The organism is Pseudomonas sp. 18-147 (assembly GCF_051048045.1).
Classification (GTDB): Bacteria; Pseudomonadota; Gammaproteobacteria; order Pseudomonadales; family Pseudomonadaceae; genus Pseudomonas; species Pseudomonas aeruginosa.
In genome coordinates, this window is record NZ_CP182296.1 from 1,840,822 (window position 1) to 1,862,130 (window position 21,309).

Annotated in this window: 24 protein-coding genes; 12 read left to right on the top strand and 12 right to left on the bottom strand. The window is 67.6% G+C overall.

Annotation, left to right across the window (positions count from 1 at the left end; translation table 11 throughout):
• Window positions 1-17 precede the first annotated feature (17 nt).
• Window positions 18-359 carry a YceK/YidQ family lipoprotein gene (locus tag ACM0M4_RS08890; RefSeq protein WP_003098676.1) on the top strand — a complete coding sequence of 114 codons (342 nt, stop codon included), beginning with the start codon at window positions 18-20 and terminating at the stop codon, window positions 357-359.
• 1 nt (window position 360) lies between these two features.
• On the opposite strand, the gene ACM0M4_RS08895 is transcribed toward ACM0M4_RS08890, so the two are convergent.
• On the bottom strand, window positions 361-1,287 hold the full coding sequence (locus tag ACM0M4_RS08895; RefSeq protein WP_003091833.1) for a LysR family transcriptional regulator: 927 nt from the start codon (window positions 1,285-1,287) through the stop codon (window positions 361-363).
• A gap of 273 nt (window positions 1,288-1,560) precedes the next feature.
• On the opposite strand from ACM0M4_RS08895, the gene fpr reads away from it, so the two are divergent.
• Window positions 1,561-2,337, top strand: a complete 777-nt coding sequence (gene fpr, locus ACM0M4_RS08900) for a ferredoxin-NADP reductase (protein WP_003091832.1) — start codon at window positions 1,561-1,563, stop codon at window positions 2,335-2,337.
• Window positions 2,338-2,419: 82 nt separating this feature from the next.
• Here the strand turns inward: fpr and ACM0M4_RS08905 are convergent, their stop codons facing one another.
• From ACM0M4_RS08905 to ACM0M4_RS08935, 7 genes are all read right to left on the bottom strand, one after another.
• Entirely contained in the window at window positions 2,420-2,956 is a 537-nt protein-coding gene (locus tag ACM0M4_RS08905) for a nitrous oxide reductase accessory protein NosL (protein WP_003113109.1), read from the bottom strand.
• A gap of 16 nt (window positions 2,957-2,972) precedes the next feature.
• Window positions 2,973-3,800 carry an ABC transporter permease gene (locus tag ACM0M4_RS08910; RefSeq protein WP_003113110.1) on the bottom strand — a complete coding sequence of 276 codons (828 nt, stop codon included), beginning with the start codon at window positions 3,798-3,800 and terminating at the stop codon, window positions 2,973-2,975.
• On the bottom strand, window positions 3,791-4,705 hold the full coding sequence (locus ACM0M4_RS08915; RefSeq protein ID WP_003113111.1) for an ABC transporter ATP-binding protein: 915 nt from the start codon (window positions 4,703-4,705) through the stop codon (window positions 3,791-3,793). Before ACM0M4_RS08915 ends, ACM0M4_RS08910 begins: the two co-directional genes overlap by 10 nt.
• Window positions 4,702-5,988, bottom strand: coding sequence for a nitrous oxide reductase family maturation protein NosD (locus tag ACM0M4_RS08920; protein ID WP_010793262.1), 1,287 nt, complete (start codon window positions 5,986-5,988; stop codon window positions 4,702-4,704). Before ACM0M4_RS08920 ends, ACM0M4_RS08915 begins: the two co-directional genes overlap by 4 nt.
• Window positions 5,985-7,895, bottom strand: coding sequence for a TAT-dependent nitrous-oxide reductase (nosZ, locus tag ACM0M4_RS08925; protein ID WP_031756903.1), 1,911 nt, complete (start codon window positions 7,893-7,895; stop codon window positions 5,985-5,987). The genes ACM0M4_RS08920 and nosZ overlap by 4 nt, the downstream gene beginning before the upstream one ends.
• Before the next feature lie 42 nt (window positions 7,896-7,937).
• A complete protein-coding gene (gene nosR, locus ACM0M4_RS08930) occupies window positions 7,938-10,085 on the bottom strand; it encodes a transcriptional regulator NosR (RefSeq protein WP_034040467.1) in 2,148 nt (715 codons plus the stop codon).
• 227 nt (window positions 10,086-10,312) lie between these two features.
• The gene (locus ACM0M4_RS08935) at window positions 10,313-10,726 is read right to left on the bottom strand and encodes a VOC family protein (protein ID WP_003098688.1); all 414 of its coding nucleotides are present in this window, start codon (window positions 10,724-10,726) and stop codon (window positions 10,313-10,315) included.
• A 60-nt stretch (window positions 10,727-10,786) separates the two neighbouring features.
• Here ACM0M4_RS08935 and ACM0M4_RS08940 point away from each other — a divergent pair, with 60 nt between their 5' ends.
• Complete coding sequence (locus ACM0M4_RS08940; RefSeq protein WP_003098690.1) at window positions 10,787-11,089, top strand: putative quinol monooxygenase; 303 nt, start codon at window positions 10,787-10,789, stop codon at window positions 11,087-11,089.
• Window positions 11,090-11,095: 6 nt separating this feature from the next.
• Here the strand turns inward: ACM0M4_RS08940 and tsaA are convergent, their stop codons facing one another.
• The 4 genes from tsaA to amrZ all read right to left on the bottom strand — a co-directional run bounded on the left by tsaA (window position 11,096) and on the right by amrZ (window position 13,557).
• Complete coding sequence (tsaA, locus tag ACM0M4_RS08945) at window positions 11,096-11,791, bottom strand: tRNA (N6-threonylcarbamoyladenosine(37)-N6)-methyltransferase TrmO (RefSeq protein ID WP_003113115.1); 696 nt, start codon at window positions 11,789-11,791, stop codon at window positions 11,096-11,098.
• Window positions 11,792-11,843: 52 nt separating this feature from the next.
• Window positions 11,844-12,614, bottom strand: coding sequence for a 3-oxoacyl-ACP reductase RhlG (gene rhlG / locus ACM0M4_RS08950; protein WP_003122221.1), 771 nt, complete (start codon window positions 12,612-12,614; stop codon window positions 11,844-11,846).
• Window positions 12,615-12,711: 97 nt separating this feature from the next.
• A complete protein-coding gene (locus ACM0M4_RS08955) occupies window positions 12,712-13,077 on the bottom strand; it encodes a DUF2784 domain-containing protein (protein ID WP_003098694.1) in 366 nt (121 codons plus the stop codon).
• Window positions 13,078-13,230: 153 nt separating this feature from the next.
• Complete coding sequence (gene amrZ / locus ACM0M4_RS08960) at window positions 13,231-13,557, bottom strand: transcriptional regulator AmrZ (protein WP_003091802.1); 327 nt, start codon at window positions 13,555-13,557, stop codon at window positions 13,231-13,233.
• 360 nt (window positions 13,558-13,917) lie between these two features.
• On the opposite strand from amrZ, the gene phnC reads away from it, so the two are divergent.
• The 9 genes from phnC (at window position 13,918) to phnK (ending at window position 21,305) form a co-directional block, all read left to right on the top strand.
• Window positions 13,918-14,754 carry a phosphonate ABC transporter ATP-binding protein gene (gene phnC / locus ACM0M4_RS08965; RefSeq protein WP_003098696.1) on the top strand — a complete coding sequence of 279 codons (837 nt, stop codon included), beginning with the start codon at window positions 13,918-13,920 and terminating at the stop codon, window positions 14,752-14,754.
• A gap of 52 nt (window positions 14,755-14,806) precedes the next feature.
• Window positions 14,807-15,811: a phosphonate ABC transporter substrate-binding protein gene (gene phnD / locus ACM0M4_RS08970; RefSeq protein WP_003113119.1), complete on the top strand. Its 1,005-nt coding sequence runs from the start codon at window positions 14,807-14,809 to the stop codon at window positions 15,809-15,811.
• Between the two features lie 66 nt (window positions 15,812-15,877).
• A complete protein-coding gene (phnE, locus tag ACM0M4_RS08975) occupies window positions 15,878-16,672 on the top strand; it encodes a phosphonate ABC transporter, permease protein PhnE (RefSeq protein ID WP_003091793.1) in 795 nt (264 codons plus the stop codon).
• 20 nt (window positions 16,673-16,692) lie between these two features.
• Window positions 16,693-17,415: a phosphonate metabolism transcriptional regulator PhnF gene (gene phnF, locus ACM0M4_RS08980; protein WP_003091792.1), complete on the top strand. Its 723-nt coding sequence runs from the start codon at window positions 16,693-16,695 to the stop codon at window positions 17,413-17,415.
• A 9-nt stretch (window positions 17,416-17,424) separates the two neighbouring features.
• Complete coding sequence (gene phnG, locus ACM0M4_RS08985) at window positions 17,425-17,883, top strand: phosphonate C-P lyase system protein PhnG (protein ID WP_003098697.1); 459 nt, start codon at window positions 17,425-17,427, stop codon at window positions 17,881-17,883.
• Window positions 17,883-18,512 carry a phosphonate C-P lyase system protein PhnH gene (gene phnH / locus ACM0M4_RS08990; protein ID WP_003113122.1) on the top strand — a complete coding sequence of 210 codons (630 nt, stop codon included), beginning with the start codon at window positions 17,883-17,885 and terminating at the stop codon, window positions 18,510-18,512. Before phnG ends, phnH begins: the two co-directional genes overlap by 1 nt.
• Window positions 18,512-19,612 (top strand): carbon-phosphorus lyase complex subunit PhnI, encoded by a 1,101-nt coding sequence (locus tag ACM0M4_RS08995; RefSeq protein ID WP_003098699.1) that lies wholly within the window; start codon window positions 18,512-18,514, stop codon window positions 19,610-19,612. The genes phnH and ACM0M4_RS08995 overlap by 1 nt, the downstream gene beginning before the upstream one ends.
• Window positions 19,609-20,493: an alpha-D-ribose 1-methylphosphonate 5-phosphate C-P-lyase PhnJ gene (locus ACM0M4_RS09000; RefSeq protein WP_003098700.1), complete on the top strand. Its 885-nt coding sequence runs from the start codon at window positions 19,609-19,611 to the stop codon at window positions 20,491-20,493. The genes ACM0M4_RS08995 and ACM0M4_RS09000 overlap by 4 nt, the downstream gene beginning before the upstream one ends.
• Complete coding sequence (gene phnK / locus ACM0M4_RS09005; protein WP_003098701.1) at window positions 20,490-21,305, top strand: phosphonate C-P lyase system protein PhnK; 816 nt, start codon at window positions 20,490-20,492, stop codon at window positions 21,303-21,305. The genes ACM0M4_RS09000 and phnK overlap by 4 nt, the downstream gene beginning before the upstream one ends.
• Window positions 21,306-21,309: the final 4 nt, after the last annotated feature.

Consider the following 21,309-nt stretch of genomic DNA (forward strand, 5'->3'; position numbering starts at 1 on the left):
CACAGGGAGATGAAGGAATGTTTCGTTCGGGGCTTTCTTTGCTGGTGCTTCTGGGGCTCGCCACGCTCGGCGGGTGCGGTTCCGTCAACACGCTGGTGCGCGACGACGCCAGCGCCGCCCACGACTTGCGCCTGAAGGCGACCGCCTGCACCAGCCTGCCGCGGGTGTACAGCGGGGTCAGCTACACCTTCTGCCGGCTCAACGTGAAGACCGGGTCGCCGGTGGCGCCGGCGCAAGCCGACGGCATCCTCGAGGTGCTGGCCCTCGACTTCGCGCTGTCCGGGGTGATCGACACCCTCGCGCTGCCCTATACCTCGTACCGCCAGTACCGCGACGGCAACCTGTCCCTGGCCAACTGAGTCAGGGAATCAGCGGCAGCACGATCTCGTCGCTGCGGCTGATCCCGGCGGTCTCGCTGCGGCACAGGTCGAGGAACTCGCGCATGGTCGCAGTCTGGTACTTCTGCTTGTGCCAGATGAAGTAGAACTGCCGGCGCAGGTCCAGGCCGGGCGTTTCCACCGGCACCAGGCTGCCGCGGCGGAAAGCGTCGCGCAGGGCCAGGCGGGAAATGCAGCCGATGCCCAGGCCGGACTCCACGGCACGCTTGATCGCCTCGGTGTGCTCCAGCTCCAGGCGGATGTTCAGCGGCCGCGGGTGATGACGCATGGCCTGGTCGAAGGTCAGGCGGGTGCCGGAGCCCTGCTCGCGGAGGATCCAGGCCTCCCGCGTCAGCCGTTCCAGGTCGGCGCCGCCCCGCCGCGCCAGCGGATGCTGGGGGGCGCAGAACACCACCAGTTCGTCCTCCATCCAGGGTTGCACCTCGATGTCCGGATGCCGGCAGTCGCCCTCGATCAGGCCCAGGTCCAGCTCGTAGTGGGCGACCTGCTGCACCACCTGGGCGGTGTTGTGCACGTGCAGGCGCACCCGGCAGTCCGGCTGGCGCTGCATGAAGGCGCCGATCAGCAGCGTGGCCAGGTAGTTGCCGATGGTCAGGGTGGCGCCGAGGTCGAGGGAGCCGAAGGCGGTCTTGCCGTTGAGCAGGTTCTCGATTTCCTCGCCGCGGTCGAGCAGCGCCACCGCCTGCGGCAGCAGTTGGCGGCCGAGGGCATTGAGGGTCAGGCGCTTGCCGGCGCGGTCGAACAGCTTGCAGTCGAACTGCCGCTCCAGCTCGCCGAGCGAGGTGCTGGTCGCCGACTGCGACAGCGACAGCCCCTCGGCGGCGCGGGAGACGCTCTCCTGCTGGGCCACGGCGACGAACACCTCGAGCTGGCGGAGGGTGAATTTCATCCAGGCTTCCTCGTCTAGAGCGAAAGGCCCCGCGACATTTTGCCGTTCCGTCGGCGGGGTTGGCTCGGTTATCCTTGCGCCCCGTCCGCGGGAGCGATGGGAGCCCTCGGCGGCCGGCGGCCGACCGATATCGTGTTATCCCATATCCATATTCTGGATAAGCATTATCCAGACAATTCATTTTGCGGATATTTTGGCAACCGATAAAATGCCGCGCAACTGCGTCACGTCTGCTGCTGTTGGTGTGCGCCCGCGTTTTCCTAGGAGTCTTTGATGAGCAATCTGTACACCGAGCGCGTTCTCAGCGTGCACCACTGGAACGACACCCTGTTCAGCTTCAAGACCACCCGCAACCCGGGTCTGCGCTTCAAGACTGGCCAGTTCGTGATGATCGGCCTGGAAGTCGACGGTCGTCCGCTGATGCGCGCCTACAGCATTGCCAGCCCGAACTACGAAGAGCACCTGGAGTTCTTCAGCATCAAGGTCCCGGACGGCCCGCTGACCTCGCGCCTGCAGCACCTGAAGGAAGGCGACGAGCTGATGGTCAGCCGCAAGCCGACCGGCACCCTGGTGCACGACGACCTGCTGCCCGGCAAGCACCTCTACCTGCTCAGCACCGGCACCGGCATGGCGCCCTTCCTCAGCGTGATCCAGGACCCGGAAACCTACGAGCGCTACGAGAAGGTGATCCTGGTCCACGGCGTTCGCTGGGTCAGCGAACTGGCCTACGCCGACTTCATCACCAAGGTCCTGCCGGAACACGAGTACTTCGGCGACCAGGTGAAAGAGAAGCTGATCTACTACCCGCTGGTGACCCGCGAGCCGTTCCGCAACCAGGGCCGCCAGACCGACCTGATGCGCAGCGGCAAGCTGTTCGAGGACATCGGCCTGCCGCCGATGAATCCGCAGGACGACCGTGCGATGATCTGCGGCAGCCCGAGCATGCTGGAAGAGACCAGCGCCGTGCTCGACAGCTTCGGCCTGAAGATCTCGCCGCGCATGGGCGAGCCGGGCGACTACCTGATCGAGCGCGCCTTCGTCGAGAAGTAGGCCTCCGCCGCGCCTCGTCGCGCCAGGCGAAGAAAGCCCCTGCCGTATCCGCGGCAGGGGCTTTCTGCTTTCCGGCCCACGCTCAGTGCGCCGGGTGCCGGTGCGGGTGGTCGCCGCCCACGCCTTGCAGCACCGCCTGGTCGATCTCGTCGAAGCGCAGTACCCGGCCGCCTTCCTCGGCCGCCAGGCGCGTCGCGGCCTCTTCGTCGGCGAACGAGGCGAGGGTGGCGCCCATGCCGCCCGGCCGCTGGATGCCGACCACGTAGTAGGCGCGGGTGGCGTCGATCAGGCGGGCGTCGTCGGGGTGCCGCCAGTCGGCCTGGCTCATGTCGTGGACATACAGGCGCGCCTGGCCCTGGCGGTTTTCCGGTTGCAGCCACCAGCCGAACAGTTCGGCGGTGGAGCAGAACTTGCGCACCGCGCCGGGAAGCACCGACTCGCCCTTGGGACCGGGCATTTCCTCGATGAGCATGCCGCAGACGTGGCATTCGTCGCCGCTGGCGATCGGCACCGGGCCGAGTGCCGTGGCGTCGTCCCGCGACGCATCGCAGCCGGCCAGCAGCAGGCCGAGCAGGAGCGTGCCGAGCAGAGGGCGCAGGGGGAGGGTATGACGTTGCATGGCGGAACCTCGTGAGTCAGATGGGGCGGCGGCGGAACAGGCCGTGGGCCAGCGCCAGGGCAGCGCCGGCCCAGAGGGCCAGGGCCAGCCAGAGGGCGCTGGCGGACACCGGCAGGTCGCTGGCCAGGGGAACCACCCCGCCGGCGGCGGCTGCGTCGAAGCCGGACAGGTTGATCAGCCGGTAGAGGTCGGTCGGGTTGAGCAGCAACAGCCAGGGCAGCAGCCGCGGGCTCAGGTGACCCTGGCTGAGGACCAGGATCGCCAGCAGGGCCAGGTCGAACAGCAGGACGAAGAAGAACCACAGGCCGAGCGCCTGCCCGGCGGCGCTGGATTTCTCGCTGGCGCGGCTGCTCAGGGCGTAGGCCAGGGCGAGGAACACGCAGCCGAGCAGCAGCGAGGAACCCATGAAGCGGCCGAAGGCGCCCAGCAGGATGGCCGCCTCGACCTCCGGCACCAGCGCGAGGATCGCCAGCGCCGCGCTGCCGAAGCCGATCAGGGTGGCCAGGGCGAGGATCAGGCCGTGACCGAGGAACTTGCCGAGCAGCAACTGGCCGCGCCCCAGCGGGTAGGTCAGGAGCAGCAGCAGGGTGCCGCCTTCCTCCTCGCCGACGATGGCGTCGTAGGCCAGCAGCAGGGCGATCAGCGGCATCAGGAAGGTGGCCAGGCTGGTCAGGCTGGCGACCGTCGCCGGCACCGAGGTGAAGCCGACCTGGCCGGCCGCGGCGGCGCCGAACCAGGCGATGCCCACCGAGAGCAGGGCGAACAGCAGGCTGATCGCCAGCAGCCAGCGATTGCGCAGGCCGTCGGCCAGTTCCTTGCGGGCGATGGTCCAGACTACGGGCATGGCGTGGCTCCGGCGGGGGCGGGGGACATGTGGTGGCGATAGAGGTCCTCCAGCGACGGCGGCAGGATTTCCAGGTCGAACTCGCGCGCGGCCAGCAGCGCTTCCAGCACGCCGTCGCGCTCGGCATCGTCCAGCAGTACCTCGATGCGCTGGTCGTCCAGTCTCCGCGCCGCCAGGCCGGCCCGGTGCCAGCGTTCGAGCCACTGCGGGTTATGCGGGCTGGCCAGGCGCACGCGGGTCGGCAGAGCCGCCTTGCGGCGCAATTCGGCGAGGCTGCCGGCCACTTGCAGGCGGCCGCCGGCGAGAATCGCGGCGCGGTCGATGTGCGTCTCGACGCCGGGCAGCACATGGGAGCAAAGGACGATCCCGGTGCCCTGGCCGCGCAGGCGGTCGAGCAATTGGTAGAGCTCGACGGTGGCCAGCGGGTCGAGGCCCACCGTCGGTTCGTCGAGCAGCAGCAGGCGCGGTTCGCCGAGCAGCGCCTGGGCCAGGCCGAGGCGCTGGCGCATGCCCTTCGAGTAGGTTTTCAGGCGTCGCCTGGCGGCATGGCCGAGGCCGACCTGTTCCAGCAGGCGCGCGGCTTCGGCCGGCGCCACGCCCTTGAGGCGGGCGAAGTGGCGCAGGGTTTCCGCGCCGCTGAGCTGCGGGTAGAAGGTCACGTTCTCCGGCAGGTAGCCGAGCTGGCGGCGCGCCTCCAGGCTCCTCGCATCGTGGCCGAGGACCCGCACGCGGCCTTCGCTGGGGGCCAGCAGGCCGAGGACCAGCTTGATGGTGGTGGTCTTGCCGGCGCCGTTGTGGCCGAGCAGGCCGAGCACCTCGCCGGGCTCCAGGCGCAGGTCGAGCCCGCTCAGGGCGGTGAGGGCGCCGTAGCGCAGGGTCGCGCCGTCGATCTCGACCAGGCTCATGGCCTCGGCTCCGCGGCGGGCATCCGCATCAGCGGATGGCTGTCGCGCACGCCGGGCGAGCGCACCACCGGGAAGGCGCGCTGGACCCAGCGCAGCAGCTCGATGCTCGGGCTGTTCAACAGCAGGCGTACCTGCGGGTACAGCCAGATCAGCCGGTCGACGTTGTCGTTGGGCTCGTAGGCGACGTCGCCGAGACCGTCGTCGTCGCGGTCCCAGCCCAGGTAGTCGCTCCAGTAGTTGCCGCGGCCGTCGGCGGACCACTCCTGCTCGCGGCTGGCGACGTACTTGACCTGCTGGCGGTTGCCTATGAAGGCGTTGCCGGCGATGCGATTGTCCTCCGAGCCGGCGGTGAGGTGGATGCCCAGGGCGCTGTCGGCGAAGCTGTTGCCTTCGATGCGGTTGAACAGCGAGTTGTAGATGAACAGCGCCTTGCCCTCGGCGCCGGAAATCATCGCGTCGCCGGTGCTGCCGCTGCGCACGCCCTCGACGCGGTTGCCGGCCAGGGTCGAGTAGGTGATGTAGTTCATCAGGATGCCGTAGTTCTCGTCGTCGATGGAGCGGTTGCCGGTCACGGTCAGCTTGCGGCTCTGCATCAGCGCGTAGCCGGTGCGGGTGCGCCGGGTCAGGTTGTCGGTCACCCGGCTGTTGTGGGTGAACATGTAGTGCACGCCGTAGCGCAGCTCCTCGAAGCGGTTGGCTTCGATGCTGCTGTCGTTGGAAGTGTCGATGTAGACCCCGTCGCGGGTGTGGCTGACCCGGTTGCCGCGGACCAGGGCGTCCTTCACCGCATAGAGGTGGATACCGTTGCCGCGATCCTGGGAGCGCACGCTTTCGTCGCCCTCGATGCGGTTGTCGAGCACCTGCGCGCCCGCCGTGGCGTCGAGCCAGACGCCGAAGCCCGCGCCGCGCAGGTCGTTGCCGCGGATCACGGCGTCGCTGGCGGCCTTGCCGACGAAGATCGCGGCGTCGAGTTCGGTCAGGTTGCGCCCCCAGTTGCGCAGCCGGCAGCCCTCGACGGTGATCCCGGGGCTGGTCAGGGTCAGCAGGCTGCCGTGGCCGCCGCCGTCCAGTTCGGCGCCGGCCTCGCAGCGTAGGTGCAGCGGCCGGTCGATGACGAAGTTGCCGGCGTAGCGGCCCGCCGCCAGGCTCCAGCGGCCATCGCCGTCGGCCCGCAGCGGCAGGCCGTCGACCGGCTCCGCGCGGGCCGTGGCGAGGCCGAGCAGGAGCAGGGCGAGGAGCGGCCCCGCCCGGCGCCCGGCCAGCGACCGCGCTGCGTGGATCAAGCCTTTTCCACCAGCATCCGCCCGCACATTTCCATGTGCAGGGCGTGGCAGAACCAGCTGCAGTAGTACCAGTGCACCCCGGGCTTATCGGCGACGAAGGTGATCGACGAGGTCTGTTGCGGGCTGATCTCCATGCAGACGCCGTGGTTGACCATGACGAAGCCGTGGGTCACGTCCTCGATCTCGTCGAGGTTGGTGATGGTCACGGTGACTTCGTCGCCCTGCTTCACCTTGAACTCGGTGAGGCCGAAGGAGGGCGCCATCGAGACCATGTAGACGCGGACCTTGTTGCCCTCGCGGATGACCTTGTTGTCCTTCATCAGGTCGATGCCGTCCTTTTCCGCGCGCTTGACCGTCTCGGCGAAGAACGGGTCCTTGCGGTCCCAGATCTTGCGGGTCTTGATCTGGTCGCGGCGGGCGAGGATGCAATCGTGCGGTTCGGCGAAGGTCGGGCCGTCGTGGACCAGCTTCATTTCCTCGCCGGAAATGTCGATCAACTGGTCGTTCTCCGGGTGCAGCGGACCGGTGGGCAGGAAGCGGTCCTTGGAGAACTTGCTGAGCACCACGATCCACTTGCCGTCGGCTTCGCTGGTCTCGCACAGGGTGGCGTGGTTGTGCCCCGGCTGGTACTGCACGTCGAGTTTCTGGCGGATGTAGTCGACCTTCTCGCCCTTGTAGGCGCGCACCGCGTCGGCCAGGTTCCACTTCACCAACTGGCTGTCGATGAACAGCGTGGTATAGGCGTTGCCTCGGCCATCGAAAGTGGTGTGCAGCGGGCCGAGGCCCAGTTCCGGCTCGCCCACCACCACGTCGCGCGGGTCGGCCAGCTTGCCGGCGAACAGGTCGCCGAGGCGCTCGATGGCGATCATGGTGCAGGTCGGCGAGAGCTTGCCGTTGGCGATGAAGTACTTGCCGTCCGGCGAGGTGTTCAGCCCGTGGGGGTTCTTCGGTACCGGGATGTAGCGGGTCACCGGGCTGTCCTTGCCGTCCTTGCGCCGGCCGTCGACCACCGGCACCTTCGAGTCGCCGAGGGTGACGAAGCGCTTCGCCTTGATCTCGGCCTCGATGCGCGGGATGTCGAACACCACCACCCAGTCGCGCTCGTTGCGCATCATGCCGCCGAGGTCGACGGCCTTTTCCGAGTTGTAGCAGGTGGAGGCGGCGAACCTGCCGCTGTAGTCCATGTCGGTGTTGTCGAGGTTGCCGTCGACGATCACCTGCCAGGCCACTTCCATGGTCTCGGCGTCGATGGCGTTGTACAGGGTGAAGGCGTTGTCGCCGGACAGGTCGAAGGTCGAGCCGTCGTTGGGATGGGGGATGATGAACTCGGCGTTGCAGAACACGTAGCGGGTATGCGGCACCTTTTGCAGGCGCAGGCCGTGGATCGCCTGGACGTTGGGAATGGTGACGATGCGGTCGCATTTCATGACGTCCAGGCGGATGCGCGCGACCCGGCTGTTGGCCTTGTCGTTGATGAACAGGTACTTGCCGTCGTACTTGCCGTCGGTCATCGAGATGTGCGGATGGTGGCAGTCGCCGTTGAGGAAGCGCGCGCTGTCGCCGAGGATCCGCTTGCTCTCGTTGGTCAGGCCCCAGCCGGTGGCCGAGTCGACGTTGAACACCGGTATGCGCATCAGCTCGCGCATCGACGGCACGCCGAGCACGCGTACTTCGCCGGAATGTCCGCCGCTCCAGAACCCGTAGTACTCATCCAGTTCGCCGGGGGCGACCTCGGCCTTGCTGCGCTCGCCCTTGCCCGCGGCCCGGGCCTCGCGGCCGACCACCGCGCTGCCCAGGGCGCTGGCGCCAACCAGGGCGGCGGCTCCGGTCAGCGCCGAGGCGCCGAGGAAGCCGCGGCGGTTCAGGCCGTGGGTTTCTTCGTGGGGGCTTTTCGTGTCGTCGCTCATCTCGTGTCGTCCTCAAGGGCAGTCAGGGGAAAGGGAGCCAGGTCAGAGGTTCTCCGCGGGTATCCGCGCGTTGTCCGCCGGCGCGCTCTTCGCGCGCTTCTTGCGCTTGTTCACCAGCGGCGGGCACTTGTCCTGGTCGTGGTAGGTCATCTGGCAGTCGAGGCAGTAGTGGCATTCGTTGGCCTCGATGCGGCCGTCGGGATGGATCGCCTGGATCTCGCATTCGCGGGCACAGAGCTGGCAGGGCCTGCCGCATTCCGCGCGGCGCTTGAGCCAGTCGAACAGGCGCGCCTTGGCCGGGATCGCCAGGGCCGCGCCCAGCGGGCAGAGGTAGCGGCAATAGACCTTGCGGGTGAACAGGTTGACCACCAGCAGCGCGACGGCGTAGGCGACGAACCACCACTGGCGGTCGAAGCCGAGGGTGATGGCGGTCTTGAACGGCTCCACCTCCGCGGCCTGCTCGGCCAGCGCCAGGGATTCCAGGGAGAGACCGAAGAGCACCAGCAGGATGATGTACTTGATCGCCCAGAGCCGCTCGTGCACGGCGAACGGCACCTGGAACTGCGGCACGCGGAGCTTGCGCGCGAGTTCGTTGAGCAGTTCCTGTAGCGCACCGAACGGGCACAGCCAGCCGCAGAACACGCCGCGGCCCCAGAGCAGCAGGCTGGCTGCGGTGAAGGTCCAGAGGATGAACAGCAGCGGGTCGCTGAGGAACAGCTCCCAGCGGAAGCCTTCGAACAGCGCGTGGACGAAGGTCAGCACGTTGACCACCGATAGCTGGCCGAGGCTGTACCAGCCCAGGTAGACCAGGGTGAACGCCAGGTAGCCGGTGCGCAGTCGCTGCATCAGGCGCGGCCGTCGCACCAGGCGGTCCTGGAGGAAGAGGATCGCCAGGAGCAGGACGAGGGCGGTACAGAGGACCCCGACCTGGAAACTCTTCTGGTACCAGACCCGCAGCCACAGCGGCCGGGCAGCCTCTTCCAGGGCGGCCAGTTCCTCGGCCGTTGGCTGCGGCCGCTCCAGGTATTCCTCGGGCGTCTGGCAGGCCAGCTCGAAGCTGGTGAATACCCCCGCCACCGGGCCGGTCTGGCGCCGCACGAGCAACTCCAGGGTCCAGGGCGAGCCCGGATCGAAACGCTGGCTGGCGCGGGCGACGAAGATCGCCATCTCGCGGAACTCCGGCATGCCTTCGGCATAGACGTCCGACAGGCGCTGGTAGTCGAGGTCGCGGAAGCTGATGATGTCGCCGAACTGGCGCAGTTGGACCCGATCGAAGATGCCACCGCGCACGTAGCCGGAACCCTTGAAGGAATACTCGCCGTCGCCGAGCACGACGAAGGCGTATTCGCCTGGCTTCAGCGACGCCATCAGTTCGCGGTACTGGTTGTCGCCGAGCAGGCTGCGGCCCACCGCGGGAGGGTTGAGCAGGGCGCTGTAGAGATCGATGAACGGCTCGTCGCGGTGCGCCGCGTCGGCTTCGCCGATGCCTTCGGCCTCGCTGCCCTTGAAGGCGTCGTCGATCTGCCCGCGACTCAACTGCAGGCGGCGGATCGCGCCGTTGCCGAGCAGTTCGCTCCAGTTTGCGGTCGCTGCCGGTTGCTGGCGCACCTGCGCCGGTTTGGGCCGCACATTGCCGCGGTCCTCGATCAGGCCGAGGGAAACCGCCACCGTATGTGCGGCGCGCATGACGATCTCGTTGACCACCATCACCGTCACCGTGGCGCCGCTCACCGCGTCGACGGTAACCGCCTGCGGGTCGCTGGAGCGGCCGACCACCACCCGCTGGTCGGCGCGCACGCCGTCGTACCTGGCGCTGAAGGCGTGCAGCTTCTCTTCCGGGATACCGATCAGCAGGATCGGTTCGTGGTGTTCGAGGACGTAGGCGTCGCGGATAACCGCCTGCGGATCGAGGATCACCTGCAGGTTGATCGGCTTGCCGGAGTAAGCCGGGATGTCGGTGACGCTGAGGGTCTGGAAGGCGTAGCCGAGGGTTTCCTCGCCCTTGCTCAGGCGGCGTACGCCGTAGTCGCCTTCGGGGTCGCCGATCCGCTCGACCACGGGGAATACCTGGGCGATGCGCAGGCGCTCCAACTCGCTGAGTTCGGCACCCTGGGCGGCGAGGCCGACCAGCAGGAGCATCCAGGCGAAGACACACCGCCACGATCCGGCGGAAAAACGAAGGGCGCGCATAGGTTCCATCTACTACTGGCTACCGGCGAAAAAAGGGACGCCGCGCTGCGGTGGGGTCTGCGCCTGGCGTTGGAATCGCTTCCGTTGCCGGATGCTAGGAGAAGCGGGGGCGGAACGCGCTTGATGAAAGTCAAGAAGTGGAGATGAGGAACAAGCGAGGTTGCTGGCACTCAGTGTACCGAGTCGCCCCTCTCCCTTCAGGGAGAGGGGAGAGGGCTGCCCGAGGCTCAGGCCAGGCGTTGCCCGGATACCGCTGGATGGTACAGCGGCTGCACCTTGTTGCCCGCCGGGTCGAGCAGGTGGAAGCTGCGCGCGCCGTCGCCGTGGTCGAAGGGTTGGTCGAGCAGGGTCACGCCCAGCGCCTTCAGGTAACGGTACCAGGCCTCCAGTTCCTCCACGCTGTCGACGACGAAGCCGTAGTGATCCATGGTCTGCAGGCCGTTGCTGGCAGCGTGGGCGCGGCCGAGGGAAAGGTTGTCGTTGCCGCAGGTGAGATACACCAGGTCTTCGTTGGCGCGGTTCAGCACTTCCATGCCCAGCACGTCGACATAGAAGCGCTCGCATTCTTCCAGGTTGGGCACCAGCAGGGCGAGGTGACGCAGGCCGTTGAGGCGGGAGGGGCGGGCAGGGCGGTCGGACATGGGCTTGCTTCCTTTTTTGTATACAATAATTTTGTAAATCTAAAACAAAAGGAAGTTTCCGTGTACTGCATCTTTATCAAGACCCGTCTCAGGCCCGGCTGCGCCGAGGCTTTCATCGATGCCATCCAGGTCAACGCCGCCGCTTCCGTGTCCACCGAGCCCGGCTGCCTGGTGTTCGACGTTTCCCGCGACCGACAGGACCCTGACCTGGTCTATCTCTACGAGGTCTATCGCGATGACGCGGCCTACGAGGCGCACACCCGCACCGCGCATTTCCGCGACAGCCGGCCGTTGGTCGAGCCGCTGATCCTCGAACAGGAAGTCTTCGAAAGCGACGCGCTGGCGCTCAATCCGCTGCGCTGAGAAGGCTCAATCGCCGCCGGCGACGTCCAGCACGCGGATCAGGTCCGGGCGCGGGTAGTGCCAATGCACGTCGAGGTCCCACAGGCGCACCCCGTAGCGGCGCCCGGGCTCTGGCTTCTGGTAGGCCGGGCGTGGGTCCTGGGCCAGGCATTGCTCGATCAGCTCGGCTACCGGCTGCCGCAACCGCTGGCCGTGCTCATGGGCCTGGCGCCGCGCCTGCTCGCTCCACTCCACGGCGATGCCCGGCGGCGGCGCGTCGGCGATGCCGTTGCGGGCGTCGGCCACGGCGTCGGCGTAGGGTACGTAGGGCTTGATATCGAGTACCGGGGTGCCGTCGAGCAGGTCGATTCCGGACAGCCACAGGCGCCCCGCTTCGAAGCCCTCCAGGCGCACCACCGACTGGCCGATGCCGTTCGGCCGATGGGTGGCGCGGGTGGCGAAGACTCCCAGCGAGCGGTTGCCGCCCAGGCGCGGCGGGCGCACCTTCAGTCGCGGCTTGTCTTCCAGGGCCTGGTGGAAGAGGAACAGCAGCCAGACATGGCTGACCTGCTCCAGGCCTTCCAGCGCTTCCACCTGGTCGAACGGCGGCAGCAGTTCCAGGGTCCCCCGCGCCGCCGGCGCGAGCAGCGGCTGGCGCGGGATGGCGAACTTCTCCATGAAGCAGGAGCGGATGTAGCCGATGGGAGAAACGCTGTGGGTCATGGCGGGACGAGGCGAGCGGTCGGGGGCGTCATGTTACCCGGATTGGCGGCGCTCAGAGATGAAAACCGCCGTCGATGGGGATCACGTTGCCGGTCATGTAGGCGCCGGCGGTGCCGGCCAGGCTGATCGCCAGCGCCGCCATCTCCTCCGGGCGACCCCAGCGGCCCATGGGAATCGACGCGCTGTCCGCCTCCAGTGCCTGCGGGTCATTGGCGATGTGACGGGTCATGCGGCTCGGAAAGCGTCCGGGAGCGATCACATTGACATTGATGTGCTCGCCGACCAGTTCCTTCGCCAGCATCCGCGACAGTTGATGCAGCGCGGCCTTGCTCGGCCCGTAGGCATAGGCTTGTTCGCCCATGGCGCTGATGCCCGCCACCGAGCCGATGTTGATCACCCGCGCCGGGTTCTCCGCGCTGGCCGAGCGGCGCAGCAGCGGCAGCAGTTGCTGGATGCAGGAAAACACCGAGGTGACATTGAGCTGCATGACCTTTTCCCAGCCGGACACCGGATAGCTTTCCAGCGCTGCGCCCCAACTGGTGCCGGCGTTGTTCACCAGGATATCCAGCCGCGCGCTGAGTCCGCCGAGCGCCTCCGCCAGGCGCCGGGCACCGGCTTCGCTGGAAAGGTCGGCGGGGATCGCCTGGCAGTCGCCGTAGGCCGAGAGGCGTGTGGCGGTGTCGGCGCAGGCCTCTGCGTCACGTGCGCAGATGAAGACGCGGGCGCCGGCTTCGAGAAGACCCTGGGCGATCATCTGGCCGATGCCGCGGCTGCCGCCGGTGACCAGGGCGATGCGACCGGCGAGACTGAAATAGGGATGCATGGGAATGACTCCGGGCTGGGCAGGGGAGACCAGCCTACGATTCGCCTCGCTGCCGGCGCAGCATTATCCAGGTACGGAATGACGTGGCATCCGTGGCTCAGCGGCTACCGCGGCGATGCAACAGATACAGGTAGGCGATCAGGTTGAGCAGCAGAACGATGGCGCCAAGGATCCACTGCACCGCCGGGGTCAGGCCGGCGGGATAGATCAGCGGCAACAGGTAGTGCTCGACGAAGCCGCCGCTGTAGCCGGCGTCCCCGGCGGCCCGGCGCAGACGATTCTCCAGCGGGGTCAGCGGACAGGGCAGGCCGAGAAACTCCACCGCGCAGCCCCAGGCCACCGCCGGCAGGTGCAGCCAGGCCAGGCGTGGCCAGCGCAACGGCAGCAGGCCGCCGAACAGGACGAACAGGATGAAGCCCAGGTGCAGCCAGACCAGGGCATCGGCGGCCAGGCGATAGCTCATTCGGCTCTCCCTCGTGGCGTTGGAGGGATAACGCCACCGCTACAGGGGCCGGCGGATAACCGCCTTGCGGTTACTCGCCCATGGTTTGGCCATCCATAAAGAAAAAGCCGGCGAATGCCGGCCATTTCAAGCGCTACGCGTGGGCTTCGGCGCTCAGGCCTGGGCCAGCTCCGCATCGTGTGCGATCAGGGCGACCAGCGCGTTCTGCTGACGGTGGGTCAGCTGGCGGAAACGCTGCAGCAGCTCGCGCTCGTGCAGGCTGAGTTCCGGGCTGTCCAGGCGAACACCGAGATTGTCTTGCAGCGCCCCTTCCTGGAGCAGGCTCTGCTCGAGTCGGGCGATGATCTCGGAGTTCATGCTGCGGTGATGGCTGCGAGCGACTTCTGCGATCTGCTCACGCATGCCCTCGGGCAGACGAACGACGAATTTGTCAGCGGTACGGCTGGAGTAGGTAGGAGTTGCCTGTTTCAGTGGGCGCATACATTGAACCTGTAGAGTCAGGGAAAAGCGGTGCCGAGGAAGCGTTCATTGTTCTCGGGCCTATGACCACGATTTCCGCTAGCCGTTCAGTCTGTTATTTCGGAAACAACAATTAGTTGACGTCAATTGTGCGTTGCGTGCCGGCGTTTTGCCAGTACCAGCTATCTGAAATGCGAGCGATTCAGCAAAAGCCTAGTTTTTTACTGGGGGTTGGATGATGGCCTTCTGACCACCGGTCGTTCAAGGGATTGTCACTCGACTGTCATCGTCACTTCACCGGGCTGACACAGTCTCCTTCTATCTTGGTCTACACCAGATGGCGCCGCTGGCGTCTTCGTGCAACCGATTGGAGGGAGAACGATGAGCGCGGTGATCCGTGTCGACAGCCTGAACAAGACCTTTGCCCGCAAGCAGGCGCTTTTCAACCTGAGGCTGGAGATCCAGGCGGGCGAGATGGTGGCGTTGATCGGTGCATCCGGCTCCGGCAAATCCACGCTCCTGCGTCACGTCGCCGGGCTTGCCCGCTGCGACCGCGACAACGGCGGCAGCATCGACGTGCTGGGTCGCCGCCTGCAGGCGTCCGGCCGCCTGAGCGGCGAAGTGCGTCGCCTGCGCGCCGACATCGGCTACATCTTCCAGCAGTTCAACCTGGTCAACCGCCTCAGCGTGCTGGACAACGTCCTGCTCGGCTTCCTCGGTCGCATGCCGCGCTGGCGCGGTTCGCTGGGGCTGTTCAGCGCCGAGCAGAAGCGCCAGGCCCTGGAAGCGCTGGCACGGGTCGGCCTGGCCGATTTCGCCGGGCAGCGCGCCTCGACCCTTTCCGGCGGCCAGCAGCAGCGCGTGGCCATCGCCCGCGCCCTGACCCAGAAGGCCGAGGTGATTCTCGCCGACGAACCGATCGCCTCGCTCGACCCGGAGTCGGCGCGCAAGGTGATGGACATCCTCGCCGATATCAACCGCCACGACGGCAAGACCGTGGTGGTGACCCTGCATCAGGTCGACTACGCGTTGCGCTATTGCCCGCGCGCGGTGGCCCTGAAGGGCGGCCGGATCCTCTTCGACGGCAGCAGCGAGCACCTTTCCGAAGGCTTCCTCAACGAACTCTACGGCGCCGAAGGGGACACCCCGCTGCTGTTTTCCGACCGTGCCCGGCGCGGGGCGGAGAGCCAGCCGGAACTGACCCTCGCGCGCGCCTGACGTCATTCGAACCGCATAAAAACCCGCCAAACCCTGCCCAGGAGTTCTCTCCATGTTGAAACGCTTCAGTCGTGTGCTCGCGGCTTCCGCCCTGCTCGCCGGCTCCCTTGCCGGGATGGCGCACGCCGACCAGCCGGTGATCAATTTCGGGATCATCTCCACCGAGTCGTCGCAGAACCTCAAGAGCATCTGGGAACCCTTCCTCAAGGACATGAGCCAGCAGACCGGCTACCAGGTGAAGGCCTTCTTCGCCCCCGACTACGCCGGGATCATCCAGGGCATGCGTTTCGACAAGGTCGACATCGCCTGGTACGGCAACAAGGCCGCCATGGAAGCGGTGGATCGCGCCCACGGCGAGATCTTCGCCCAGACCGTCGCCGCCAGTGGCGCGCCGGGCTACTGGAGCCTGCTGATCGCCAACAAGGACAGCAAGATCGACAGCCTCGAGGACATGTTGGCGAACGCCAAGAGCCTGACCTTCGGCAACGGCGATCCGAACTCCACGTCCGGCTACCTGGTGCCCGGCTACTACGTGTTCGCCAAGAACAACGTCGACCCGGTCAAGGCCTTCAAGCGCACCCTCAATTCCAGCCATGAGGTCAACGCACTGGCGGTGGCCAACAAGCAGGTCGACGTCGCCACCTTCAATACCGAGGGCATGGAGCGCCTGGAATTGACCCAGCCGGAGAAGGCCAGGCAGCTCAAGGTGATCTGGAAGTCGCCGCTGATCCCGGGCGACCCGCTGGTGTGGCGCAACAACCTGAGCGACGAGCAGAAGAACAAGCTGCGCGACTTCTTCTTCAAGTACGGCGCCAACGCCGAGCAGAAGAAGGTCCTCGCCGACCTGCAATGGTCGAAGTTCCAGCCCTCCGACGACGACCAGTTGCTGCCGATCCGCCAGCTCGAGCTGTTCAAGCAGCGCACCGACGTGGCGAACAACGCCAACCTCGGCGCCGAGGAGAAGGCCGCCAAGCTGAAGGCCCTCGACGAGGAGCTGGCCAAGCTGGAGAAACGCATGGCCGAGCGCGAGCAGAAAACCGCCGCCAACGCCGGCTGATCCACCCCGGGCGCGGCCGGCGCCGCGCCCACCCGATTCGCCAATACCGCTGTCGAGATTCCCGATATGAGCACTCTGAGCACCACCGCCGCGGCGGCCGCCACCGGCAAGCCATCCTGGGGACGCCTGGTCGGCTGGGGCCTGTTCCTCGCCATCCTCGCCTGGTCCTGGAAGGGCGCGGAAATGAACCCGGCCGTGCTGTTCCGCGACGCCGGCAACATGGCGACCTTCGCCGCCGACTTCTTCCCGCCGGACTTCGGCAACTGGAAGCTCTACCTCAGCGAGATGCTGGTCACCGTGCAGATCGCCCTCTGGGGCACGGTGCTGGCGATCGTCTGCGCCATCCCGCTGTCGATCCTGGCTTCCGAGAACATCGTGCCCTGGTGGGTCTACCAGCCGGTGCGGCGGGTGATGGATGCCTGCCGTTCGATCAACGAGATGGTCTTCGCCATGCTCTTCGTGGTCGCCGTCGGCCTGGGCCCGTTCGCCGGCGTGCTGGCGCTGTTCATCAGTACCACCGGGGTGCTCGCCAAGCTCTTCGCCGAGGCGGTCGAGGCGATCGACCCCGGTCCGGTCGAAGGCGTCCGCGCCACCGGTGCCAGCGCCCTGCAGGAGGTCATCTTCGGGGTCATCCCGCAGGTCCTGCCGCTGTGGATCTCCTATTCGCTGTACCGCTTCGAGTCCAACGTACGTTCCGCCACCGTGGTCGGGATGGTCGGCGCCGGCGGCATCGGCGTGATCCTCTGGGAGGCCATCCGCGGCTTCCAGTTCGGCCAGACCTGCGCCGTGCTGATCGTGATCATCGTGGTGGTGAGCCTGATCGACGTTCTGTCACAACGCCTGCGCAAGCTGTTCATCTGACGACGCGAGGAGGGCGCCTGGTGCGCCCTTTCCAAACCATGCACTTGTCTAGACAAAGCGAACCGCTGTACCGCGAACTGGCCGAACGGCTGCGCCAGGAACTGCTGGCCTACCGCCCCGGCGACTACCTGCCCGGCGAGATCCAGCTGGCCCAGCGCTTCGCGGTGAACCGCCATACCCTGCGCAGGGCGCTCGACGAACTGGTGCTCGAAGGCCGCGTGCTGCGGCGCCAGGGCAAGGGCACCCAGGTCCTGGAGGCGCCGACGATCTACCCGATGGGCGCCGCCAACGCCTACACCGAGTCGCTCTCGGCCCAGGGCCACCGGGTCGAGGCCCGGCTGCTGGAGGCGCGCCAGCGCCCGGCCGGCGCCGCCGAGGCCACCCACCTGGGGATCGGCGAGGGCGGGCGGGTGCTGGAACTGACCACCCTGCGTTACCTCGACGGCCAGCCAGTGAGCCTGATCCGCCATTGCTACGCCGTTTCCCGCAGCGAGCTGCTCGCCGACTACCAGGGCGGTTCGCTGCGTCGCTACCTGGCCGACAAAGGCCTGCCGCTGACCCGCACCTACAGCCTGATCGGTGCGCGCCTGCCCAACCGCGAGGAGGCGGCGCGCCTGCTGATGCCCCGCCATGCGCCGTTGCTCACCGTCCTCACCCTGTCCCGCGACCGTACCGGCCAACCGGTGGAACTGGCCCAGTCGATCAGCCGCGCCGATCGCTTCCAGTACCAGGTCGCCCCCTAGGAGAAGCCCATGACCGCCTTGCATTCCGATCCCACCATCGCCGCACGACAGCGCTGGATGGGCGTGCTCGCCCGCGCCCGTCGCGAGGAGCTGGACGCCCATGCGGACGCCCTGCGCGATGCCGACTATCACCTGCTGCGCGCCGCCGAGACCGGCATGACCCTGGTGCGCGGACGCATGGGCGGCACCGGCAGCCCGTTCAACCTCGGCGAGATGACCGTGACCCGCTGCGTGGTGCGGCTCGGTGACGGACGCACCGGCTACAGCTATGTCGCCGGGCGCGACAAGCGCCACGCCGAACTGGCCGCCCTGGCCGACGCGCACCTGCAGGGCGCCGACGCGGCGGCCTGGCAGGCGCGCCTGATCGAACCGCTGGCCCGCACCCAGGCCGAGCGCCGCGCCGCCCAGGAGGCGGAAATCGCCACTACCAAGGTGGAGTTCTTCACCCTGGTCCGAGGAGAAGATTGATGACCAGCGCTTCGCTTCCCAGCCCGGCGGATACCGCCGCGCTATTGCAACCGGCGTTCCAGGACCCGGTCCTGGATGCCCAGCGGAGTTTCCGCGCGGCGCTCAAGGCCCTCGCCGAACCGGGGCTGGTGCGCAACCTCGACCGCGCACCGGCGCTGGCCGCGTTGCAACCGGCCAGCTACGCGCTGTGCCTGAGCTTCCTCGACTCCGACACCCCGCTGTGGCTGGCGCCGGGTCTCGACAGCCCGACGTTGCGCGCCAACCTGGCCTTCCATTGCGGCTGCCCGATCGTCGCCGAGCGTGAGCAGGCGCTGTTCGCTTTGCTCGACGAAGGCGAGCTGGACGACCTGAGCGGCTTCGACAGCGGCAGCGACCGTTATCCGGACCAGTCCTGCACCCTGCTGATCCAGCTTGCCGGCCTCGATGGCGGCGCCTCGCTGGAGTGGCGCGGACCGGGCATCGCCGAAGTGCGCCAGGTGGCGTTGCCGGTGAGCGCCGGGTTCTGGGCACAGCGCGCCGCACGCACCGAATTCCCCAGGGGCCTGGATGCCTTCTTCGCCGCCGGCGAGCGCATCCTCGGCCTGCCACGCAGTACCCGGGTCAGCGAACCCGTCGAGGAGGTGGCCTGATGTACGTAGCCGTCAAGGGTGGCGAGAAGGCCATCGACAACGCCCATCGCCTGCTGGCGCGCAAGCGCCGCGGCGATACCGCGCTGCCGGAGCTGTCGGTGGAGCAGATCCGCCAGCAGATGCCGCTGGCCGTGTCGCGGGTGATGACCGAGGGTTCGCTGTACGACGAGCAACTGGCGGCACTGGCGATCAAGCAGGCGGCCGGCGACCTGATGGAAGCGATCTTCCTTCTCCGCGCCTACCGCACCACGCTGCCGCGCTTCGCCGCCAGCCTGCCGCTGGACACCGCCGGGATGCGTCTGCAACGACGTATCTCGGCGACCTACAAGGACCTGCCGGGCGGGCAACTGCTCGGTCCGACCTTCGACTATACCCATCGCCTGCTCGACTTCAGCCTGCTCGCCGAGGGCGACTACCCCGGCCCCGAAGTGGAGCGGGGCGCGTCCCTGGAGCCTTGTCCGCGCGTGCTCGGCCTGCTCGACCGGGAAGGCCTGATGACGCCGGAGTACGAGCTGCCCGGCGCGGTGCCGGATATCACCCGCGAGCCGCTCGACTTCCCCACCGGCCGCGCCCAGCGCCTGCAGGCCCTGGCCCGCGGCGACGAGGGCTTCCTTCTCGCCCTGGGCTATTCGACCCAGCGCGGCTACGGCCGCAACCATCCGTTCGCCGGGGAGATCCGCATCGGCGCCTGCGAGGTCTGGCTGGAGCCCGAGGAACTCGGCTTCGCGGTGCCGGTGGGCGAGATCGAGGTCACCGAGTGCGAGATGGTCAACCAGTTCGTCGGTTCCCGCGAGGAGCTGCCGCAATTCACCCGTGGCTACGGCCTGGCCTTCGGCTACGCCGAGCGCAAGGCGATGGGCATGGCCCTGGTCGACCGCGCCCTGCGCGCCGAGGAATACGGCGAGGAGGTGGTGTCGCCGGCGCAGCAGGAAGAGTTCGTCCTGATGCACTGCGACAACGTCGAGGCCGGCGGCTTCGTCTCGCACCTGAAGCTGCCGCACTACGTCGATTTCCAGTCCGAGCTGGAGCTGATTCGCAAGCTGCGTCGTCCCGGCGTCGCCGAATCCGCGCAACCCACTGACCAGGAGAAGCGCGCATGAGCCTTTCCCCGCAAGCCAGCGCCGCGCCGGAGCAGGGCTACAACTTCGCCTACCTCGACGAGCAGACCAAGCGCATGATCCGCCGCGGCCTGCTCAAGGCGGTGGCGATCCCCGGCTACCAGGTGCCCTTCGGCGGCCGCGAGATGCCGCTGCCCTACGGCTGGGGCACCGGCGGCATGCAGGTGACCGCGGCCATCCTCGGTGCCGACGACGTGCTCAAGGTGATCGACCAGGGCGCCGACGACACCACCAACGCGGTATCCATCCGGCGTTTCTTCGCCCGCACCGCCGGGGTCGCCACCACCGAACGGACCCCGGAGGCGACGGTGATCCAGACCCGCCACCGGATACCGGAAACCGCCCTGAGCGGCGAGCAGATCATGGTCTACCAGGTGCCGATCCCCGAGCCGCTGCGCTTCATCGAGCCTTCCGAGGCGGAGACCCGGACCATGCATGCGCTCGACGACTACGGGGTGATGCACGTGAAGCTCTACGAGGACATCGCCACCTTCGGCCATATCGCCACCAGCTATGCCTACCCGGTTACGGTGGACGAGCGCTACGTGATGGATCCCTCGCCAATTCCCAAGTTCGACAACCCCAAGCTGGACATGAGCCCGGCGCTGATGCTGTTCGGCGCAGGTCGCGAGAAACGCCTGTACGCGGTGCCGCCGTTCACCCGGGTGGCGAGCCTGGACTTCGAGGACCACCCCTTCGAAGTCCAGCGCTGGGAAGAAAGCTGCGCCTTCTGCGGCAGCCACGAGTCCTACCTGGACGAACTGATCGTCGACGACCGTGGCGGCAAGCGCTTCGTCTGTTCCGACACCGATTACTGCACGCAGCGGCGTGCCTGCCAGGAAGAAGGGGAGGACGCGCAATGAACGCGGTCTGCGAATCCATCGATGCGAACCTCGACGCGCGCGACCGGCCGCTGCTCTCGGTGCGTGGCCTGACCCGCCTGTACGGGCCGGAAAAGGGCTGCCAGGAGGTCGACTTCGATCTCTACCCCGGCGAGGTGCTGGGCATCGTCGGTGAGTCCGGCTCGGGCAAGTCGACCCTGCTCTCGTTGCTCTCCGGGCGCTGTCCGCCGGACGCCGGCACGGTCGCCTACCGCGACGACGGCGACCGCTGGCTGGACCTCTACGCCGCCAGCGAAGCCGAGCGGCGCACCCTGCTGCGCACCGAGTGGGGCTTCGTCGAGCAGAACCCGCGCGACGGCCTGCGCATGGGCGTGTCCGCCGGCGCCAACATCGGCGAACGGCTGATGGCCCAGGGCGTGCGCCACTACGGTCGGCTGCGCCAGGCCGGGCTGGACTGGCTGGAACAGGTGGAGATCGATCCGCTGCGCATCGACGACCTGCCGCGAACCTTTTCCGGCGGCATGCAGCAGCGTCTGCAGATCGCCCGCAACCTGGTCTCGGCGCCACGCCTGGTGTTCATGGACGAACCCACCGGCGGCCTCGACGTGTCGGTGCAGGCGCGCCTGCTCGACCTGCTGCGCGGCCTGGTGCGCGAGCTGGACCTGGCGGTGGTGATCGTCACCCACGACCTGGCGGTGGCGCGCCTGCTCGCCGACCGCCTGATGGTCATGCGCCGTTCGCGGGTGGTGGAAGCCGGTCTCACCGACCAGATTCTCGACGACCCGCAGCATCCGTACACGCAATTGCTGGTGTCGTCGGTCCTGCAACCCTGAGCCG

What these genes read in the sequence shown, in the direction of transcription:
- ACM0M4_RS08890 (WP_003098676.1), top strand. Translation starts at nt 18, where the DNA reads ATGTTTCGTTCGGGGCTTTCTTTGCTGGTGCTTCTGGGGCTCGCCACG.
- ACM0M4_RS08895 (WP_003091833.1), bottom strand. Translation starts at nt 1,287, where the DNA reads ATGAAATTCACCCTCCGCCAGCTCGAGGTGTTCGTCGCCGTGGCCCAG.
- fpr (WP_003091832.1), top strand. Translation starts at nt 1,561, where the DNA reads ATGAGCAATCTGTACACCGAGCGCGTTCTCAGCGTGCACCACTGGAAC.
- ACM0M4_RS08905 (WP_003113109.1), bottom strand. Translation starts at nt 2,956, where the DNA reads ATGCAACGTCATACCCTCCCCCTGCGCCCTCTGCTCGGCACGCTCCTG.
- ACM0M4_RS08910 (WP_003113110.1), bottom strand. Translation starts at nt 3,800, where the DNA reads ATGCCCGTAGTCTGGACCATCGCCCGCAAGGAACTGGCCGACGGCCTG.
- ACM0M4_RS08915 (WP_003113111.1), bottom strand. Translation starts at nt 4,705, where the DNA reads ATGAGCCTGGTCGAGATCGACGGCGCGACCCTGCGCTACGGCGCCCTC.
- nosZ (WP_031756903.1), bottom strand. Translation starts at nt 7,895, where the DNA reads ATGAGCGACGACACGAAAAGCCCCCACGAAGAAACCCACGGCCTGAAC.
- nosR (WP_034040467.1), bottom strand. Translation starts at nt 10,085, where the DNA reads ATGCGCGCCCTTCGTTTTTCCGCCGGATCGTGGCGGTGTGTCTTCGCC.
- ACM0M4_RS08935 (WP_003098688.1), bottom strand. Translation starts at nt 10,726, where the DNA reads ATGTCCGACCGCCCTGCCCGCCCCTCCCGCCTCAACGGCCTGCGTCAC.
- tsaA (WP_003113115.1), bottom strand. Translation starts at nt 11,791, where the DNA reads ATGACCCACAGCGTTTCTCCCATCGGCTACATCCGCTCCTGCTTCATG.
- rhlG (WP_003122221.1), bottom strand. Translation starts at nt 12,614, where the DNA reads ATGCATCCCTATTTCAGTCTCGCCGGTCGCATCGCCCTGGTCACCGGC.
- ACM0M4_RS08955 (WP_003098694.1), bottom strand. Translation starts at nt 13,077, where the DNA reads ATGAGCTATCGCCTGGCCGCCGATGCCCTGGTCTGGCTGCACCTGGGC.
- amrZ (WP_003091802.1), bottom strand. Translation starts at nt 13,557, where the DNA reads ATGCGCCCACTGAAACAGGCAACTCCTACCTACTCCAGCCGTACCGCT.
- phnC (WP_003098696.1), top strand. Translation starts at nt 13,918, where the DNA reads ATGAGCGCGGTGATCCGTGTCGACAGCCTGAACAAGACCTTTGCCCGC.
- phnD (WP_003113119.1), top strand. Translation starts at nt 14,807, where the DNA reads ATGTTGAAACGCTTCAGTCGTGTGCTCGCGGCTTCCGCCCTGCTCGCC.
- phnE (WP_003091793.1), top strand. Translation starts at nt 15,878, where the DNA reads ATGAGCACTCTGAGCACCACCGCCGCGGCGGCCGCCACCGGCAAGCCA.
- phnG (WP_003098697.1), top strand. Translation starts at nt 17,425, where the DNA reads ATGACCGCCTTGCATTCCGATCCCACCATCGCCGCACGACAGCGCTGG.
- phnH (WP_003113122.1), top strand. Translation starts at nt 17,883, where the DNA reads ATGACCAGCGCTTCGCTTCCCAGCCCGGCGGATACCGCCGCGCTATTG.
- ACM0M4_RS08995 (WP_003098699.1), top strand. Translation starts at nt 18,512, where the DNA reads ATGTACGTAGCCGTCAAGGGTGGCGAGAAGGCCATCGACAACGCCCAT.
- ACM0M4_RS09000 (WP_003098700.1), top strand. Translation starts at nt 19,609, where the DNA reads ATGAGCCTTTCCCCGCAAGCCAGCGCCGCGCCGGAGCAGGGCTACAAC.
- phnK (WP_003098701.1), top strand. Translation starts at nt 20,490, where the DNA reads ATGAACGCGGTCTGCGAATCCATCGATGCGAACCTCGACGCGCGCGAC.